This is a genomic window from Thiocapsa rosea, from assembly GCF_003634315.1.
Lineage (GTDB): Bacteria > Pseudomonadota > Gammaproteobacteria > Chromatiales > Chromatiaceae > Thiocapsa > Thiocapsa rosea.
In genome coordinates this window covers 4,975,446-4,993,854 of the sequence record NZ_RBXL01000001.1, presented here as the reverse complement: position 1 = coordinate 4,993,854, position 18,409 = coordinate 4,975,446, and the positions used below count along the sequence as shown (strand labels likewise).

The 18,409-nt window shown below is 65.9% G+C and carries 17 protein-coding genes; 4 read left to right on the top strand and 13 right to left on the bottom strand.

What is annotated here, in order from left to right:
- Positions 1–21: 21 nt before the first annotated feature.
- On the bottom strand, positions 22–1,206 hold the full coding sequence (locus BDD21_RS22230; RefSeq protein ID WP_120799027.1) for a 4Fe-4S binding protein: 1,185 nt from the start codon (positions 1,204–1,206) through the stop codon (positions 22–24).
- A 400-nt stretch (positions 1,207–1,606) separates the two neighbouring features.
- Here BDD21_RS22230 and BDD21_RS22225 point away from each other — a divergent pair, with 400 nt between their 5' ends.
- Genes BDD21_RS22225 through BDD21_RS22210 form a run of 4 tightly spaced genes read left to right on the top strand, consistent with a single transcriptional unit; the run spans position 1,607 to position 6,037 of the window.
- A complete protein-coding gene (locus BDD21_RS22225; protein ID WP_245969746.1) occupies positions 1,607–2,395 on the top strand; it encodes a hypothetical protein in 789 nt (262 codons plus the stop codon).
- A gap of 41 nt (positions 2,396–2,436) precedes the next feature.
- Complete coding sequence (locus BDD21_RS22220) at positions 2,437–3,315, top strand: substrate-binding domain-containing protein (protein WP_120799026.1); 879 nt, start codon at positions 2,437–2,439, stop codon at positions 3,313–3,315.
- Positions 3,312–4,742 (top strand): sensor histidine kinase, encoded by a 1,431-nt coding sequence (locus BDD21_RS22215; RefSeq protein ID WP_120799025.1) that lies wholly within the window; start codon positions 3,312–3,314, stop codon positions 4,740–4,742. The genes BDD21_RS22220 and BDD21_RS22215 overlap by 4 nt, the downstream gene beginning before the upstream one ends.
- On the top strand, positions 4,739–6,037 hold the full coding sequence (locus tag BDD21_RS22210) for a sigma-54-dependent transcriptional regulator (RefSeq protein ID WP_120799024.1): 1,299 nt from the start codon (positions 4,739–4,741) through the stop codon (positions 6,035–6,037). Before BDD21_RS22215 ends, BDD21_RS22210 begins: the two co-directional genes overlap by 4 nt.
- A 54-nt stretch (positions 6,038–6,091) precedes the next feature.
- Here BDD21_RS22210 and yjjJ read toward each other — a convergent pair whose 3' ends face one another.
- The 12 genes from yjjJ to BDD21_RS22155 all read right to left on the bottom strand — a co-directional run bounded on the left by yjjJ (position 6,092) and on the right by BDD21_RS22155 (position 18,318).
- Positions 6,092–7,474 (bottom strand): type II toxin-antitoxin system HipA family toxin YjjJ, encoded by a 1,383-nt coding sequence (gene yjjJ / locus BDD21_RS22205; RefSeq protein ID WP_120799023.1) that lies wholly within the window; start codon positions 7,472–7,474, stop codon positions 6,092–6,094.
- 253 nt (positions 7,475–7,727) lie between these two features.
- Entirely contained in the window at positions 7,728–9,503 is a 1,776-nt protein-coding gene (arsB, locus tag BDD21_RS29285; protein WP_170164857.1) for an ACR3 family arsenite efflux transporter, read from the bottom strand.
- Between the two features lie 93 nt (positions 9,504–9,596).
- Positions 9,597–9,719: a hypothetical protein gene (locus BDD21_RS29080; RefSeq protein WP_281269163.1), complete on the bottom strand. Its 123-nt coding sequence runs from the start codon at positions 9,717–9,719 to the stop codon at positions 9,597–9,599.
- Positions 9,716–10,612 (bottom strand): DUF4405 domain-containing protein, encoded by an 897-nt coding sequence (locus tag BDD21_RS22195; RefSeq protein ID WP_120799022.1) that lies wholly within the window; start codon positions 10,610–10,612, stop codon positions 9,716–9,718. Before BDD21_RS22195 ends, BDD21_RS29080 begins: the two co-directional genes overlap by 4 nt.
- Positions 10,609–11,154 (bottom strand): disulfide bond formation protein B, encoded by a 546-nt coding sequence (locus BDD21_RS22190; RefSeq protein WP_120799021.1) that lies wholly within the window; start codon positions 11,152–11,154, stop codon positions 10,609–10,611. The genes BDD21_RS22195 and BDD21_RS22190 overlap by 4 nt, the downstream gene beginning before the upstream one ends.
- 212 nt (positions 11,155–11,366) lie before the next feature.
- The gene (locus BDD21_RS22185) at positions 11,367–12,113 is read right to left on the bottom strand and encodes a sulfite exporter TauE/SafE family protein (protein WP_245969745.1); all 747 of its coding nucleotides are present in this window, start codon (positions 12,111–12,113) and stop codon (positions 11,367–11,369) included.
- Between the two features lie 60 nt (positions 12,114–12,173).
- Entirely contained in the window at positions 12,174–13,994 is a 1,821-nt protein-coding gene (arsA, locus tag BDD21_RS22180; protein WP_120799019.1) for an arsenical pump-driving ATPase, read from the bottom strand.
- Positions 13,995–14,011: 17 nt separating this feature from the next.
- The gene (gene arsD / locus BDD21_RS22175; protein ID WP_120799018.1) at positions 14,012–14,371 is read right to left on the bottom strand and encodes an arsenite efflux transporter metallochaperone ArsD; all 360 of its coding nucleotides are present in this window, start codon (positions 14,369–14,371) and stop codon (positions 14,012–14,014) included.
- A gap of 69 nt (positions 14,372–14,440) precedes the next feature.
- A complete protein-coding gene (locus BDD21_RS22170; RefSeq protein WP_120799017.1) occupies positions 14,441–14,812 on the bottom strand; it encodes an ArsR/SmtB family transcription factor in 372 nt (123 codons plus the stop codon).
- 189 nt (positions 14,813–15,001) lie between these two features.
- Positions 15,002–16,942: an acyltransferase family protein gene (locus BDD21_RS22165; protein WP_120799016.1), complete on the bottom strand. Its 1,941-nt coding sequence runs from the start codon at positions 16,940–16,942 to the stop codon at positions 15,002–15,004.
- A gap of 135 nt (positions 16,943–17,077) precedes the next feature.
- The gene (locus tag BDD21_RS22160) at positions 17,078–17,437 is read right to left on the bottom strand and encodes a TraR/DksA family transcriptional regulator (protein WP_120799015.1); all 360 of its coding nucleotides are present in this window, start codon (positions 17,435–17,437) and stop codon (positions 17,078–17,080) included.
- 14 nt (positions 17,438–17,451) lie between these two features.
- Positions 17,452–18,318, bottom strand: coding sequence for a universal stress protein (locus BDD21_RS22155; protein WP_120799014.1), 867 nt, complete (start codon positions 18,316–18,318; stop codon positions 17,452–17,454).
- Positions 18,319–18,409 lie beyond the last annotated feature (91 nt).

Sequence of the window (18,409 nt, the reverse complement as noted above, 5' to 3'; positions counted from 1 at the left end):
TCAGCTTTCAGCTCTCAGCTTTCAGCTTTCAGCTTCCCCTGCGTCGGGCTGGAGGCTGGAGGCCGGGGGCCGGCGGCTGAACGCTAAAAAGGCACTGCGGGCGAAGTCTCGATCGCGTCGGCATGCCGGGCAGACGGGTTCGGGGTTGCTGTGCTCCGCACCGCACTCCGGGCAAGTCTGCGTGGCGTGTCGGGTCAGGCGTTGCGGTGTCCGCTCGGTCGTCGTCTCGTCCGAGCCGTCGAGCGTCAGTGCCTGCTCCGGGCAGAGTCGGGTGCAGAGATCGCAGGCGATGCAGGCGGCGGCATCGAAACGGAGACCTCGCGCAGCGTCCTCGGTGTAGGCCGTGAGCGCGCCGGTGGGGCAGGCGCTGGCGCAGACGCGGTGGTCGGCGCAGTTGTGGTTTGCCGTCAGGCTCGGGAAGAGCCGTGCGGGCAGGGGGCGCTCGGCTGCCGAGAGGCGTTGCAGGGCGGCGAGCAGGCGTTGACGGCCGAGGCCCGCGGTTTGGGCCGGCGGAGTGGCGCGCGGCGCCGGCGCCGGTTGGCTTGTCCGAAGCGCCTGGCCGGTGAAGAGCGCGCGTCGGCTGATCCGAGACTCCAGCAGCGGCTCGCCTATGCCCTCGACCATGCGGGCGGCGGGCAGCGGCATCGCGATCAGGCGCGGCCCATCGGTCGGGGCCACACCGCAGTCGTCGAGCAGTCGGCGGACCTCGTCGATGACGAGCGCGGCGGGGTGGGTGTCGGGATGCTCGCGCACCCCGGCCGGACATCGGGCGCAGAAGCCGCGATCGAGCAGCGCGACGGGGCGTTCGTCGGCCTCGGCCGTCAGCTCGGCGAGTCTGGTCGTGGAGAGTCCGCCGAGACATGGAACCCGCACGGCACCGCTCGGCGAGTCTTTCGCCGGGACGCGCCAGCAATCCATCGCGATCATCCCGCTCGTCGTCGGCGTGATCTCGAATCCGGGCACGGACAGCGCCTCGGTCGGACACGCCACCACGCAGCGCCCGCAGTCCACGCAGCCCGAGGCCAACTCCGGTCCTTCCGACGTCGCGACCAGCGCGCCGGTTGGACAAGCATCCGCGCACCGTCGGCAAGACATCTCCGGGAACCGCGCGGGGATGCAGGCGTCTGCGTGAATGGCGAGGCGGGTGGTCGGACCGAGTGCTCGCGAAGGCTGGCGGTCGGGACGATGCACGTTGACTGTTGTCATGCCTTTAGGTGGTGCTCGATGTGGTCGAGGGTGGGCGATTCGGGTTTACGCGAGTCTGGAATTGCATTCGACATACCATAGCGAGTCGGTGTGTTTTATAGGGCGCTGAAATAAAGAGTAAAAATGCTGATGAGTCGGACGAGCGCGATCCCGCCGGTGCGACGCTCGGTTACCTAAAGGTAACGCGACTCCCCGCGTCTAGCCTGAAAAGCTCGGCAAAACAGATCGGTGGGATGGCCGTAACGCGTTTCCGCAGGTGTTACCGAAAGTAAACGCAGTGGCGAGCGCGATGGATGGCCGGGACGACGAGCCGTGGCGCTGCAGCCGAGTTGGTGTGTACGCGCCGCCTGCGCCATACTGACTGTGTCGAAATCAGAGCGACTGATCGAGGGTTTGCCCCATGTCTGCCGTGTTGGAACATCGCGTCGATCGATTGGAGGATGCGCTCGAAGCCTTCACCCGAAGTGTCGGTGTCGAGTTCAACAAGGCCTACAACGGCCAGGTGCGTTTGCAGCAGGAGATGCTCGCATTCAAGGAGGAAATGCGCGCCTTCAAAGGGGAAATGGGTGTCTTCAAGGACGAGATGGGCGCCTTCAAGGATGAGATGAGCGCCTTCAAGGACGAAATGGGTTCCTTCAAGGACGAGATGAGCGCCTTCAAGGAAGAAATGAAGGACTTCAAAGACGAGATGCTGGACTTCAAGAACGAGTCCTTGCGTTACCGGGAAGAGGCGGAGCGCGACCGCAAGTCGATGAATCGGCAATGGGGCGAGCTGGCGAATCGACTCGGGACCCTGGTCGAGGATATCGTCGCGCCGAGCCTCCCGCGGGTTGCGCGAGATCTTCTGGGTTGTCCGCAGCCCGATCTGTTCGGTGTCCGTCTGCGCCGTCGTTTCAACGGCGATAGTCGGGAGTACGACGCACTTCTCGTTTGTCCAGGCTTCGTCCTGATCAACCAAACGAAGAGTCGTCTGATCAGTGCAAACGTCGATGAGGTGTTGCGGGTCTTGGCGGAGTTTCCGGAGGTCTTCCCGGAGTTCGCGGATCGGCGTTTGATCGGTGTGTTGGCCAGTCTTTACCCGGACCAGAGCATCGTCACCTATGCCACATCAAAAGGCGTGCTCGTCATGGGCATGGGCGACGAGACCATGGATGTACTCAACCCCTCTGCTCTTGGCACCGCCGACTGATTCAACGCGAGGCCGTCGTCACACCTTCCGAGAAATGCCCGATGTCGTCCCCGAGCTCACGTCGCGCCTTTCTCTCCGGTCTGCTGGCGACCGGCGTCGGCCTCGCCGGCGGCCGAGCGGAGCCCGTACTCGCATCAAGTCAGCCGTTGCAATTCGGTTTGACGCCGGTCGTGCTCGATGATCGGATCGCCTTCCTCGAAGCCTGGGCCGATTGGATCGAGCGTCAGTTCGGGCGGCCGGTAGTCTTTGTCCAGCGCTCGCGCTATCGCGAGATCCTGGATCTTTTGCTCCAAGGGCGCCTCGATCTGGCCTGGATCTGCGGCTATCCCTATGTCCGGAACCGGTCTCGTCTGGAGCTGATTGCGGTGCCGCGTTTTCGTGGTCGCCCGCTGTATCAATCCTATTTCATCGTCCGCGCCGATTCGCAGATCCAGCGCCTACATGACCTCGAGGGCCGACTCTTTGCGTGGGCCGATCCGGATTCCAATTCGGGATATCTTTATCCGCGTTTTCGACTCACCGGCGACGGTCGGGATCCGGACCGTTTCTTTCGGCGAACCTTCTTCACCTGGGGACACCCGCGCAGCGTCGAGGCGGTGGCCGAAGGCCTGGCCGACGGCGCGGCCGTCGACAGCTATGTCTGGGAAACCCTCGCGCTCGGTCATCCGGAATTAACGGCGCAGACCCGCGTGCTGGAGCGCTCGCCTGAATTCGGTTTCCCGCCGATCGTCGCCGGTCCGGCGTTGTCCGAGCCCGATCGGCATGCCATCCGGCGCGTGCTCTTGAGCCAAGTTCAGGATGCAGCCGGTCGGGCACTCTTGAACGAGCTCAATCTCGACAGCTTTGGTCTCGAAACGACCGATCTCTATGACGACATCGCGCGGATGGCCGGTCGTTTGGCTGGAGGGGACGGCGCGTGACGCTTCCGCTGTCGAGCTATCGGCTGCGCCTGCCGCTGAGTCTGAGTATTGCCGCCGTGATAACCGCATTCTCGATGGCCGTGGCGTTGGGATTGCAGACGCTGGCCAATCTGCGCGAGGACCAAGGCCGCAACGCCATGAGCCTCGGGTACGCGATGGCCGGTGTTCAGATCCAGGCCTTGCGAAACGACGATGTCTGGTTGGCCTATTCGCTGCTGCGCGGTCCCGACGGCGGCGGCGATGCGGTCTGGATCCTGGTCGACCAATCCGGCCGCATCTTCGCGAGCAACCGCCCGCGCCGCTTTCGCCTAGATCAGCCGATCGAGAGTGCCTTGCCCTGGCTCCCGAAAGCACAGCCGCAGGTGATCGACGAGACGCCCGGACGCGTATCTGCGGTCGATCGCGACGATGTCCGTCGCGTGCTGCGCCTGCCGCTCTACAGCGACGGCTCCCAGGTCGGCGAGCTCATTGCCCTGCTCTCCGATGCGCCATACCTACCCCGGTTTCGCGAGATCCTCCTCGGCGGCGTCCTGGTGACCGGCGCGATCCTGTTGATCCTGTTGCCGATCGGCTGGCTCTGGGGGCGACGCATGGTCGGGCCGCTGGTGCAGTTGGCCGACTGCATGGGGCGTGTCGGACGGGAGGATCCGCGCCGGATGCAGTGCACCCTGCCCGACGGCGACAGCGAGATCGGGCGCCTCGGGCGACAGTTCGCGGCGATGCTCTCGGCGCTCGCTCAGAAGGAGTCCCTGGAGCAGCAGATGATTCAGGCCGAGCGTCTGGCCGCGGTCGGGCGGGTCGCCGCCGGGGTCGCCCACGAGGTCAATAACCCGCTCGGCGGTATGCTGATGGCCATCGATACCTATCGGCGTTCCCATCAGGTCGATGCGCAGACCGAACGTCTCTTGGACCTGTTGGAGCGCGCGTTGCGACAGATCCAGGGCTCGGTGTCTGCGCTCTTGGTCGAGGCACGGGCGGATCTTCGAACCCTGACGCGAGAAGACTTGGAGGATGTGAAGACCTTGATCCAGCCGAACAGCGTCAAGGCGCGGGTCTCGCTGAGTTGGGAGAACGCCTGCGACACCGCGATCGATCTCCCGGCGTCCCCGGTCCGCCAGCTGCTATTGAATCTTGTGTTGAATGCCGTCCAGGCCGCGCAAGGCGGTGGTCGTGTCGAGGTTCGGATGAGGGTGCAGGAGAACCGACTCATCCTGTGGATCGAGAACAGCGGTCGCGCCATCCCGCCCGAGCAGCTTCAGCATCTGTTCGAGCCCTATCCAGCGAGTCGACCGCACACGCAGGGCCTCGGGCTTTGGGTCTGCTACCAGATCGTCTCGCAGCTCGGCGGCACCATTCGGGTCGAAACCGAGGGCGAGATCACTCGGTTTCGAGTTGCTCTGCCGATGGCCCCGGAGTCCCCGGCATGATCCGCGTCTGTCTGATCGAAGATGATCCCATCATGGGCGAGGCGCTGGTGCAGCGCCTCGAGCTGGAGGGCTTTGCCGTGGTTTGGCATTGCACCGGCGGCGACGGGATGCGCGCCCTGGCGGCAGGCACGGCCGACCTCGCCGTCATCGACGTCAACCTGCCGGATCTCTCCGGCGCGGACCTCTTCGCGCGGCTGCTCGACGAACGGGTGCGCATCCCGCCCAGTCTCTTCATCACCGGCTACGGGACCATCGAGGATGCCGTGCGGCTCCTCAAGCTCGGTGCCGCGGACTATCTCACCAAGCCGCTCGATCCGACGGCCTTGATCGCGAAGCTCCGGGCGCTCGCCGGGGTGCATGATGGCGGAAGAGACAGGCCGGGCGACGAACCGCTCGGGATCTCCGCGTCGATGCGACACCTCGCCGGCGAGCTTACGAGGATGGCACGCCATGCCCAGACCCCACTCCTGATCGGCGGAGAATCCGGCGTCGGCAAAGAGGTGGTCGCACGCTACCTGCATCGACTTCAGTGTCCGGACGCCCCCTTCGTCGCCGTCAACTGTGCGGCCCTGCCCGAGACCCTGATCGAGGCCGAGCTCTTCGGTCACGAGAAGGGTGCCTTCACGGGTGCCGACCGCCGCCGTGCCGGTGTTTTCGAGCAGGCTGGCAGCGGCATCCTCTTCCTCGACGAGATCGGCGACATGCCCCTCGCGCTTCAGTCCCGGCTGCTGCGCGTGGTCCAGGGTCGTCAGCTGACGCGCATCGGGGGCAGCGAGTCGGTCGCGGTTCCGGCGCGTCTGGTCTGCGCGACCCACCAGGATCTGGCGGCACTGGTCAGGGAGGGGCGCTTTCGCGAAGATCTGTATTATCGGGTCCGTGTCCTCGAGATCCGGATTCCGCCCTTGCGCGAGCGTCCGGAAGACATTCTCTGGCTTGCCGAGCGGTTCGTTGCCGATTACGGGCGACGTGTGCCGCAGGAGCGGCGGGTACTGACATCCGAGGACCGCGAACGCCTTTTGATGCACACCTGGCCGGGGAACGTGCGCGAGCTGCAGCACACGCTCGAACGCGCCTGCATCCTGGGTCGGGGTGAACGGCTCGCCTTGGACGACGCCCGGGACGCGCCGGCACAGACGGGTCTGAAGGCACAGGCGCAAGCCAGCGAGCGTGCGGCCATCGAAGCCGCGCTGGCTGAGCAGGACTTCAGCATGACCGCAACCGCCGCCCGGCTCGGCATCAGCCGCAAGACACTCTGGCAAAAGATGAAGCGCTACGGCGTTACGCGGCTGCGGTGACAACGCAGCCGGACAGGATGATCGGTGCTGAGAAGCCGAACGACCGGAGCTTGTCTAGACCCGCTCGGCCAGGTCGCGCAATGCCTGTCCATGGCGGCTTCCGAGTGCGCGAAACGCCGCACTGATCCGCGCGTCCGCGGCCATCCGCTCCCAGAAGGTCAAGGCTGCCTCGCAGGCGGCGAGCCAAGTCTCACGCTCGCGGGGGAGCGGGAGCGGTGGCGTCCACTCGGACGCGGGCAGCTCACCGCCCGTCAGCGGCGCATAGCGCATCGGCAGCATGTCGTAGGCGGGCGCCGGGTGCAGGCGCCCGGAAAGGGGCTGGAAGCTGAGATTCCCCGGGTGCATGTCGGTGTTGGCGATCAACCGGCCGAACCACCAGAGGCGGTGGATCCTTGCGGAATCCTCCGTCTCCAGCAGGCTCGCCGCGACCAGGCCATCGGCCAGGCGGGTCCAGTCGTGCGCATCCAGGCCGAGCAACGCTGCGTTGACCGTCTCCAGGCTGATGAGGGGGCTGCGGCCGAAGGGGCCGTGGCGGTCGAAGCGCTCGACCTCCAAGAAGGTTCGCCCGGCGTGCGATAGGACACGACTGTGCGCGCCGGCGACGCCCGGCAAGGCGCGAACAGCCTCCAGTGCCAGATGCTCGCAGACCAGCAGGTCGGCCCAGCGGCGGACCGCGGGCGAGTCGTCCGCGCCGGAGAACTTGACCAGAACATGCGGAGTAGGTCGACCGGGGAGGTCGCGCCGCGCCGGGAACTTGGGAAACTCGCCCGCCGCGCTCGATCCCGCCACCCCCGCCGCAAGCGCCTGCTCGGCCAAATCCGCGTAGGCGGCGGCCGTGCTCGCTTCGCGCAAAGGCTCGAGGGTGGAGAGCCCTTCTCGCTGCCAGCGCTCGCAGGCGGTGTCGCCGAGGATGAGGTTGCCGACCGTATCCGTCCCGACCCGGCTCAGCGCGAAGAGGATGTCGTCGTCGTTCCAGACATCGGGATGGTCCGGCACCGCCAGCTCCCGCTGGATCGCCCGCGCGAGTTGGCGGCCGAGATAACCCTGCGGGCGCATATCGTAGAGCGGGTAGGGCAGGCCATCCCACCATCCCTCGCGCGTCTCCTCGATCAGCGGCCAGTCCGTCCCCGTGAGTGCCATCCAGGATCCAGACGGGGCGACGGCGGACAGGGTTGCGAGCTGAGTCGCGCGGCCGGACGCATCGACGGCATAGAGTGGGTACTCGCCCGAGTCGCCCCGCACGGTTCGGCGCAAGGCATAGCGGGTCCGGCGCGCCTTGCCCGCGACCAGGACGGGCAGGGGGCTCGCGGCCAGAAGCCGGTGCAGCGTGGGGACGCTGATCTCCAGCTCCCGGGCCAGATCCGCCGCCCGGACTGCGGCCCGACGCCCGAGCACGCTGGCGAGGCGCTCCTGCGCGAGCTGCTGTTTCGTCCTCAAGACCTGGCGCTCTCCCGGATCGCGGCGGTGAGAAGATTTATGAGAAGATTTTACCAGTGAAATCTATATTATAAATAAGTGAGTTGTCGATCCTGTTCGGGCGTCCGTCGCAATGAATCTCGCCGATCGGATCGCCTCTTGAAAATGGCTGTCCGCAGTTGGGCGGTCAATCGCTCGGATCGCTTCTTGGCTGCGCCGAAACGCAGCTCGGCGACGACGATAAATGATGTCGTTCTCCTCGGTGATTGATACATCAGGCCACGACAATGCGGACCTGTGCCGAGAGGCCGACGACCGGGTTCAGATCGGCGGGCAGCCGCGCCTCGAAGCGGCGGGTGCGGGTGTCCGGATCGAGCTCGGGCCAGGCGCGCTCGATCTGCAGCTCGATCCCGGACGTCTCTCCTGATGCGTCCACCGATGCGCCGCCGGTGCCGAAGTGGACCTGCACCCGATCACCCGGCCGCAGCGCCATGGCGTCGCCTTCCTCGACGGCGAAGCGCAGCGCGATCCCATCCGTCGCGATGAGCTCGATGAGCGGTTCGTCGGGCTCGACGAGACGTCCTTCGATGGGCGTGTGGACACGCCGCACCAGGGCTTCCCATGGCGCTCGCAACACCAGGGCGTCGGTGGCAAGGGTGTTGTCGATGGTGTCGATAGCCTCGGGCCGACCCTTCAGGCCGCGATCTCCGCTCGCCGCGGCCGTCGCGCCAGCCGTTGGCGCGATTCGGAGCAGCTCCTGATCCGCTGCGACGGCATCGCCCTCGTACACGCAACAGGCGAGCAACCGCCCGCCGACGGGCGCGGTCAGCTCGGCAATGCGGTTCGCGACGACCTGGCCGTGCACCCAGCGCACGGCGCCATCGGACGCGCGCGGTAAGAGGACCATCCCGGATGCGCTCTCCGCGGGGGCCTGCGCACCGGCGAAGGGGACCAAGTCGGTACTCGGCGGGATCCCTCGGCCACGCTCATACCAGCGGCGCGTGCGCATCACCACGCGCACCAAGAGCAACATCACCGGGACCTCGATCAGCACCCCGACCACGGTCGCCAGCGCGGCGCCGGACGTGAAGCCGAACAGCGCGATGGCGGTGGCCACCGCCAGCTCGAAGAAGTTGCTGGTGCCGATCATCGCCGAGGGGCCGGCGATGCAATGCGGCGAGCGCACCCAGCGGTTCGCGAGATAGGCGATGACGAAGATCAGCACCGATTGGATCAGCAAAGGGACGGCCAGAAGGCCGATGATCAACGGCTGCCGGATGATCTGCTCGCCCTGGAAGCCGAACAACATCACCAGCGTCGCCAACAGCGCGATGAGCGAGACCGGATGCAGTCGCTCCAGCACGCGCGCGAGCGCGCCACCCCGCGGGTCCGCGCGCAGCAACAGACGCCGCCAGATGGTCGCGATCACCAACGGCACCACGATGTAGAGCAACACCGACAGCAGGAGCGTTTCCCAAGGCACGAAGATGGCAGTGAGCCCCAGCAGCAGGGCGACGATGGGCCCAAACGCGACGACCATGATCAGGTCGTTCAAGGCGACTTGGGCGAGGGTGAAGTTCGGCTCGCCGCGCGAGAGATTGCTCCAGACGAACACCATCGCCGTGCAGGGCGCGGCGCCGAGGATGATCATGCCGGCGATGTAGCTGTCGATCTGCTCTGCCGGCAGATAGGGCGCGAACCACCAGCCGATGAACAGCCAGGCCAGCAGCGCCATGGAGAAGGGCTTGATCGCCCAGTTGACCACCAGGGTGACCACCGAGCCGCGCCAGTGCGCGGTCACGCCCGACAAGGCGGTGAGATCCACCTTGAGCAGCATCGGTATGATCATCAGCCAGATCAGCACCGCGACCGGCAGGTTGATCTGCGCCACCTCGAGTTCGCCGATGGTTTGGAAGGCACCGGACGCGAAATGCCCGAGGCCGATACCGGCCAGGATGCACAGCGCCACCCAGAGGCTCAGATAGCGCTCGAACAGACCGATGTCAGCGCCGGCGGCCTGCTTGCCGGCGACCTCGCATTGGCTGGTCATGATGAGAAGTCCTCGTTGAATAATGCGATCGATGGGAGACTAATTTGTCGTTCCAAGCCCCATGGCTAAAGCGACTGGCTGCAGCTGTTGCGCTCACCTCAGGGTTTGCTTGGTGGCATCGAGGTCGACTTCATCTTCGGCGGCCAACTCATGCGCACGGGGCGGCGACAGGATCACCGGCAGGCTTTGTTTCGCGCTCGAAAACCGGTGGATCATTCTTGCCTCGGCTGTGGACGATAGCCGGGGGCCAACAGGGTCTTGGCGATCTCGATCGGACGGGTCGCGTGGCGCTCCGCGATTTCCTTGAGCGTTTCGCCGCCGTGGGCTGCGATTCCCATTTCGGCGAGGCGTTGGCCGGCGCTTTCGGGGGTGATGCCCTGCTGTTCGGCAAACGCGTCGAGGGTCTTGCCGCCGACTCCGGTGCCGGTCAGACGGTCCTCGATCGCCATCGGATCTTGGATTGCGCTCCGCGCCGGAGGTGACTGCGGGATCAAGGCGAAGAGCGCGGCGGGCGTCGTCGCATTGTCGCGTGCGATGCTCTCGAGACTCGCGCTCGGCGTGACGCGTCCTTGCGGGGTATCGACGCGAATCCCGGTCCCGCGCAACGCCGTCAGGGCGGCGTCGAGATCGAAATCGAGACGCTGAGCCAATACCGGTAGCGGGGTTACTTCAGCACGCGCATAGGGCGGCTCCTGCCCTGGCGCGCGGCTCCAGGCCGACTTGGCCCAGTGATTGAGATCGAACAGCCAACTTACCGGGGGAACGGCAAACAGCGCCCCGAGGGTGAGCAGAAGCGTCGCGACGAGCGAGGTCACCAACTCGCGTTTGACCGCGAGATGGCCACGCACCCGCTCGGCCAGGTATTTCTTGAAGGGTTTCCAGTTGAAGTAAAGGTGCAGTGCACCGGTCACGATGAAGACCGCCCCGAACAGGATGTGCACATCGGCCCAGCCGTCCTTGCCGAGTCCGCCGAGCGTCCAGAAGGTCCAGTTGCCGACCCGTCCGTGGGGAACGATGTACAGCACGATGCCGGTTACGGTGAGGATGGCGAACGACCAGGTCACCAGAAAGGCGACGAAGGCGCGCGTCGAATGGGCATTCTTGATCATCGGGCGTCCCTCCGCTGCGTCGATTCGGGATGCGGCCATCGCCAAGCTCGCCACAGAGCCCAAGCCCCGGCGACCAGGATGGCGAGGAAGAAGACAAAGGCCCAGTTCGCGAGCGAAAGACCAAGAATCACCAGCTCGCGGTCCTCGCAGAATCCGCTGGCCATGAAGAGCGATGGCACCTGTTGGCCGAGCCATTCCACGACGCGCTCGATCGGGCCGGGCGGTCCGCCGATGCAGGAGATGCCGTCTAGGGGCTGCCATTGCAGCCAGCTTTGATGGGCGGCGACACCGACGCCCAGCGCTGCGATCGGCAGGAGCGTCAACCCGGCCAGCCGTGCGGGCAGCGGCGATCGACCCGGATGCGGCCAGGCCGCCGCCAAGCCGGCCAACGCGGCGAGGATCATGAACAGTAGCCGTTGGAAGATGCAGAGATGACAGGGGTCTAGATCCAGCAAAGGGGTCAGTACCAGGCTCGCCAGGGCGATCACGGTGGAGGTCAAGGCGATCACGACCCAAATGGGGCGTGGTTCGATGTTAGGCATGATGATTGGCCCTCCGGCTTATCCGAGCCGACTGCGCCGATCGCATGATCGGCCTGTTGAGAAGTATCGTTCGCCCGACGCGCGTCCCGGTCATGCCGCTGAACCCGTCGAACGATCGGCTCGGGTTGCAGGGTGACAGGAGCGCTGCCGAAGCGATCCTTGACCGTCGCATGTGCGTGATGACGATCATGAGGCGTGGGTTGGTCTCTCGCTCAGAGCAGATCCCACATTGTCTTGGCCGCGACAAGCATCAAGACCATGGCGATGGCGTGTTTCAATTGGCCCGGACTCAGACGCTCGGTCGCCAGCCAGGCGCCGAGCGCCGCTCCGGCAATGGTTGCGACCGCGGTCACCGCGAGCAGGGCGGGGTCGATCCGGGCGACTTGGACATGCGCCAAAAAGCCGCTCAGCGAGGCGAAGATCACGACGAAGGATGCGCTGGCCGAGGCGCGCTTGGGTTCCAGGCCCGCCGTGACCAAGGCCGGAACGATAATGTTGCCGCCGCCGACGCCGAGCAGACCGCCGATGAACCCGGCCGTGCCGCCCACCGGCAGACCTAGTGCCAGTGTTGCCGCCGCCGAGGCCCGCGTCGTGCGCGGCTTGGGGCGATAGAGCAGCATCATCAGTGCGGCGAACACCAGAAAGCCCACGAACAGCCAGAGCAGCAGATCCCGTTCAAGTCCATGTGCAGCCCAGACGCCGACCGGGGAAAGACCGACCGCCAACACCACCATCGGCACCACCAAACGCCATTCCACCAGGCCTTTTCGCACGAAGGTCGTGGAGGCGACCGACATGCCGACGGCGTTGAGCAGGAGCGCGACGGCCATCGCCGTTTGCAACTCGATGCCGAAGGCCAGAAAGACCGGGATCAAGATCAGCGCCGCACCCAGCCCGGCCATGCTGAACACCGCGGTCAGCACAAAGGTCAAAACCGCGGCCATCACGAGTAGGGTCAAAAGCAATTCCTCGGCTCGGCGAGCCGCGTGCGTGCAAGGACGGGGTCGGATCAAACGCGATCAGGACAGGCTCGGCCCCGATCCGGCGGGGCTTCCAGTCGCCGTGGTCAGGCGCCGGAGCCGATCCGCGCCGATCGGCTCGGCTTCTTGGAGCGCGACGACCGCATAGCGCCGCGCATGTTGCTCGGCGACCGCGTCGATCTGCTCGCGCTCGTTCGCCGCACGGCGGCGCAGCAGAGGCGAGCGCGTCCGTGCGGCCGCGAGGCTCTGGTTGACGACCCAGGCCCAAGGCGTAATGCCGGCACGCTCGAGATCCGCCTGCAGGCCGGCCGCTTCGAGGACCGGCGTGGTTTCCGCCAAGGTGACCAAGAGCACCTTGGTCTGCTTGGGATCCTGCAACTGCATCATGGGCGTGCGCAGCTGCATGCCACTGTTGCCGAGCTGTCGGGTCGTTTCGCGGTGGTAGGCGCCGGTGGCGTCGAGCAACAGCAGCGTGTGACCGGTCGGTGCCGTGTCCATGATGACGAACTTCTTGCCGGCCTCGCGGATGATCCGCGAGAAGGCCTGGAACACCGCGATCTCCTCGGTACAGGGCGAGCGCAGATCCTCCTCCAGGAGTGCTCGGCCGGCGTCGTCGAGCTGCGCGCCTTTGGTGCTCAGCACATGCTCGCGATAGCGCTCGGTCTCGACCCGAGGATCGATGCGGCTGATCTCGAGCGTGGCGCCCGTGCCCTCCAGGCTTTCGGTCAAGGTCTCGGCCAAGTGTGCCGCGGGGTCGGATGTCGTGAGATGCACGGGGAATCCGCGGTCCGCCAGCTCGACGGCAATGGCTGCGGCCAGTGTGGTCTTGCCGACGCCGCCTTTACCCATGAGCATGACGAGCCCGTGGCCATCCGCGGCAATCTCCTCGACGAGGCTTGCCAGATCGGGGGCCTCCAGCGGCTGCGACGCGATCTCCTCGGGGGCATCGATCGGTGCGGTGTCTGTCAACAAGCCGCGCAAGGCGTCGAGTCCGACCAGATTGAAGGGTTTTAGCGCGATGCGGTCCATCGGCAGGGTCTTGAGCACGTCCGGAATCGTCGCCAGCGCGGCTTGTTCACGCCGACCGATGGCGGCCGCCAGGACGTCGGCCGCGGCCCCGCTGTCGTTCGCGGCTGCGGCGTCCGCAAGTACGCCGTTGACGACGAGGTACTGTTGCCGCAGGCCGATGGCCGCGAGCTCTTCATGCGTCCGAGCGACCTCGCGCAGCGTCGCCTGCTGGGCGCGGGCGACCAAGACCAGGCGGGTCCGCTCGGGATCGGCCAAGGCATCGACCGCGGCGCTGTACTGTGCGCGTTGCTTTTCCAGCCCGGCCAAGGGGCCGAGGCAGGAGGCGTCGCCCTTGCCGGCTTCGAGAAATCCGCTCCAGGCACCGGGCAGTTGAAGCAATCGGATCGTGTGGCCGGTCGGTGCGGTATCGAAGACGATGTGGTCGTAGCCGGCGGTCAAGGCCGAGTCGAGCAAGAGCGCGGTGAACTCGTCGAAGGCTGCAATCTCGGTGGTGCAGGCCCCCGAGAGCTGCTCTTCGATGCCTTTGACGACAGACTCGGGCAACAGGTTGCGGACCGGGCCGACGATGCGGTCCCGATAGACTTGGGCCGCAGCCTGCGGGTCGATCTCCAGCGCGGAGAGGCCGGGGACGGCGTCGATGGACGTGATCCGGTTGCCGATCGCGACGCCGAAGACCTGGCCGACGTTTGAGGCCGGATCGGTGCTGACGAGCAAGACCTGCTTGCCTGTAGCGGCGAACTCGAGCGCGGTCGCGCAGGCGATCGAGGTCTTGCCCACACCCCCTTTGCCGGTGAAAAAGAGAAAGCGCGGGGGGTGATCGAGAAAGTGCATGCGGTGTTCTCCGTGGCTCAGCAGCACGAGTTGCCGGTGCAACAAGGGATGACGGGTAGCGGGTCGGCCACGGCGAGGATGCCGGCCCAGCGGGCGATCTCGGCGCGTTTGGGGTAACGCCCGGCCAGCGCGACCTCGCCGTCGACCAGGATCAGCGGCAAGGCATCTTGACCGGAGCGTTCCAGGAAGCCCCGCACCGCCGCGTTCTCCACGAAGGCCAGCGGTTCCTGCGCGAGGTTGTAACGCTCGATCTGCGCCCCGTTCTGCTTCGCCCATTCGACATCGGCCGAGAAGCTGACGAGTGCCTGATCGACATCGACGCCGCAGACGCCGGTGCTGCAGCAGAGTGCGGGGTCGAAGACTTGGATGTGTGTCATGGTGTGCCTCCAGGGGGTCTTTTAAATCGTTCCCGGGCGAGTCCGGAAACGACGCAGAACAGTCACGATTCAGGATTTCGCGGGTTCGGAGGATATCGGCGGCAGGACGCTCTCCGAGCAGATCGAGGCGGCGCGCAAGTCTGCGCATTGCCCCGGTTGATCCGCGCAACATTCATCCGTGAGGTACGCGATCAGATCGAGCATCAAGGGGATGTTCGCGCGGTAGCGTTGATAGCGTCCCTCTTGCTCTACCTTCAGCAGGCCGGCCTGCGTCAATGCCTTGAGGTGAAACGATAAGTTTGTCGGCGGGATCTCCAGCGTCGAGGCGATCTCACCGGCGACCATGCCCTCCATGCCCTTTTTCACGAGAAGCCGATACACATCCAGCCGGATGCCGGAGGCGAGGGCTTCAAAGACGGATGTGGCTGTTTCGCGTTGCATGTTTCAACTATACAAGAAATCTTGAAATGATGACAAGCTCCAAAATCGGGATGATCCGTTGAATCCCGTCATCGTTGAATGTGGGATGACTCGGGGCGTCAGTGCGGGGCTCGCATGCAAAGGGTCGATTCCGTCATGCGCTCGCCGATCAGCCGCCTCGCTTATCCGATGCGGCTGGCGGCCGGCTCGTCATCGAGATCCGTTCTGCCAAGCGCGTTCATCTCGGTGATCGAACAAGGGAGCGAAGAGCGGTCGCAACAGGCGCACCCCGCTCACGCTCAAATGATTGTCGTCGTAGTAAAGCACTTGCCCATCGCGGTAGAAGAGACACTGGCCGTCCGGGCACAGGATCCGATGCGGATGGAGCCGGATCAGCGGCACCTGCGCGCCGAGGCCGTCCAGGGCGGCCGTGACCCACCGAGAGTCCTTCGCGAGCGGTTCGAGCGGCTGACCCACCCCCTCCGGATCCTGTCCCTGCAACACCGCTTCGGCCAGCACCGTCGGGACATCCGCGCCGGGCTCCGGCACCGGATAGACGAGTGCGACCCGCTTGCCGGCCGCGAACAGGGCGTCGATGGCGGCGTCCATGGCATGGATGAGTCCCGAGTCGGGATCGTCGAACGGATAGATCCGATAGCGGCCCGACAACACCACGGTATGAATGCTCGGCGTTGCGATGATGCGTTCCAGCGCGAGCTGCTGAAAGCGCTCGCAATCCTCCCGCCACGACAAGGGCTCGCCTTGCCAGCCGAGGGCCGGCGGGCAGATCGGCATCGCCAGACTCAGCACGGAGGTTTCCCGTTCGCGCGCCAGCTCGCCGAGCAGGGTCGCATAGGTCGCGGCGTGGCTGTCGCCGAAGAGCGCGATGACCGGCGGCGCCTGCGGATCGCCGTAGAGGCAGCCGGGTGTATCGGCGCGCACACTCTCGCAGGTGGGTTGACGCGGATCGCGGTCATCCGCGGCGGCGAGGATAACCGCAAGCTCGGGAGGATAGCGGCCGAGCCAGCCGGCCGTGCGGTCGCCGTGCACGCCGATGCCGACGAGGATCAAGGCGGCGAGGGTCGCCGCGCCGAAGAGCAGGGGCCGAGGCAGCACGCCCGAGCGGCCCCGGAACGGGCGTTCGATGAACCGCCAGGAGAGGATCGCCAGGATCAGGCTCGCCGACACCAGCAGCAGCGACACGCCGAGCGATAGATCCGGACCCATCTGGTGGCGCGCGAAGACGAAGATCGGCCAATGCCAGAGATAGAGCGAGTAGGAGATCAGGCCGATTAGGACGATCGGCCGCCAGGACAGGCCCCGCCCGACCAGGGAGGTCCGCCGCTGACCCGCGACGATCAGCAGCGCCGCGCCCAGACAGGGCGACAGGGCAGCGAGCCCCGGGAAGACGGTGTCCTGCGAATAGGCGTGGACAGGCCAGGCGATCAGAACCAAGCCCAGGACCGAGATCAGGTCGGAGGCGAGCCTCCCGCGCGGCAGGCGCAGCGGGGCCAGGGCCACGAGCGCGCCGATCAGCAGCTCCCATGCCCGAAGATGGGGCAAAAAGAAGGCGGCCGACGAGGCAGGGTCGAGCCGGAGTGCGATCGCGGAGGCCGCGAAGGAGAGCGCGGCAATCCCGCCGACGAGCGCGATCCGAGTCCTCTGACCGCGACTCCAGATCAGCCAGAGCAGGACCGGATAGAGGATATAGAAGATCTCCTCGACCGAGAGCGACCAGGTATGCAGCAGCGGCTTGAGCTCGGCCTCCTGATCGAAATAGCCGCTTTCGCGATGGAAGAAGATGCTCGAGACGAACAGGGTCGCGGCGATCAGCGATCGGGCGAAACCGCGTGCCTCGCCGGGATAGAGGATCAGGGCGGCCGCCAGCGCACTGGCCAGTAGAACCGCGAAGAGGGCCGGCAGGATGCGCCGCACGCGCCGCTCGTAGAAACGCGCAAGCGAAAAACGGCCCGTCTGCAACTCGCGCGCAATGATCGAGGTAATCAGGTAGCCGGAGATCACGAAGAAGACATCGACGCCGACAAAGCCGCCCCCGAACCCCGGAATGTCGGCATGGAAGAGCACCACGGGCACGATGGCCAGTGCCCGTAAGCCGTCGATGTCGGCGCGATAGGGGTGTGACTCGATCATTCGGAATGGATCCGCCCGAGCCGCCGGTGGTGTCGGCCTTCCTTGACCGGCTGGGATCTCGGCACGATCGCTTCGATGGGGTTGTCCTCGCACTTGCCTGTAAGTCGCGGGCGCGCCGCGTCGGTCGACAAGGAATCAGCGCTGCCCGCGTCCCTGCTCACGCGCTTCCGCGCAGTCCGCGCAAAAGACCACGGCCGGATCCGAGTCGAGTCGCTCGGTATCCAATGGGTTGCGACACAAGCAACAGCGGCCGAAAGTCCCCGCCTCGATCCGCGCCAGTGCGGCCTCGACCTGGAGTCGCCGGATGCCGTAGCGCTCCCGGGTATTCTTCGCCATCGCCTGTTGCTGCATGGCGTCCATCCGCGAGAGTCGGCCGACACGTGTCTGGTCCAGCTCGACGCTGCCGCCCGCGTCGTTGGATTCGGCGATGTCGATGATCAACGCATCCAGCTCGGCTTGGAGTCGTTCCCCGTAGGTGCGCGGATCGGGTGTCATCGGTTGGCCTCGTCTCAGCGTAGAAGCAGGGTTGGGATGCGAGCCGAGCGCAGCAGATCCGAGGTCTTGCTGCCGAACAACAGGCTGCGCAGCGGCGAGTGGCTGTAGGCGCCCATGATCAACATGTCGATCGCCTGCTCCTGGATACTGCGGGCGATGATGTTCTCGGCGTCGCCCGGGATCAGCGCGGCCTCGACCTCGAACCCACCCTCTTCCAACGTCGTCTTCGCCCACTCCAGCTGGCGCGGGCCGTCCTTGCGAGGCTCGCCGGACATCAACAGATGGATCGGCACCCCCCGGAAGAGAGGTCCGGCCGCGACCATCTCCACACCGCGCCGGGTCATGCTGCCGCCGTCATAGGCGATCATCACCCGACTCGGCTCCTGAAACCCCTGGGTGACGGCGAGGATGGGCTTCTTCAACGCGCGCACCATGCGCTCGACGTTGCGTCCGAGATCACGTTGCGTCGTCTCGGCCGATTCCCCGCGTCGCCCGAGCACGAATAAGCGCACGCTCGGTTGTTGCTCGACCAGAACCTCCTCCAGATCACCGTAACGCTGACGTGCATCCGGCGCCGGGACGCCGACGGCGATCGCGCGCTCGCGCAGCCGATTCAGAAACACCCGGCCCTCCTCGCGTGTCGCCTTGCTGCGCGCCTCGTCCTGCTCGGAGAGCTTGGTCAGCAGGTGTTGCTGCGCGTTGAAGCCGATGGCACCGCTACGGTCGCTGCCCGAAGCGGTTTCGGTGTGACGGGTGATGATGTGCATCAGCTCCATCGGCGCGCCCGTGCGGCGCGCGGCCCAAGCGGCGGCATCCGTGACATGGTCGGCGAAATGCGAGCGATCGACGCAGGCCAGGATCTTGTCTTCGTCTTCTTGCATGCTGAACTCCCCTTTATGATCCTAAATCGCGTCAGATCCGGCGTTCAAGGATCTGGCCGAGGCCGATTCAAGCCAAAAACGATGCCGATCG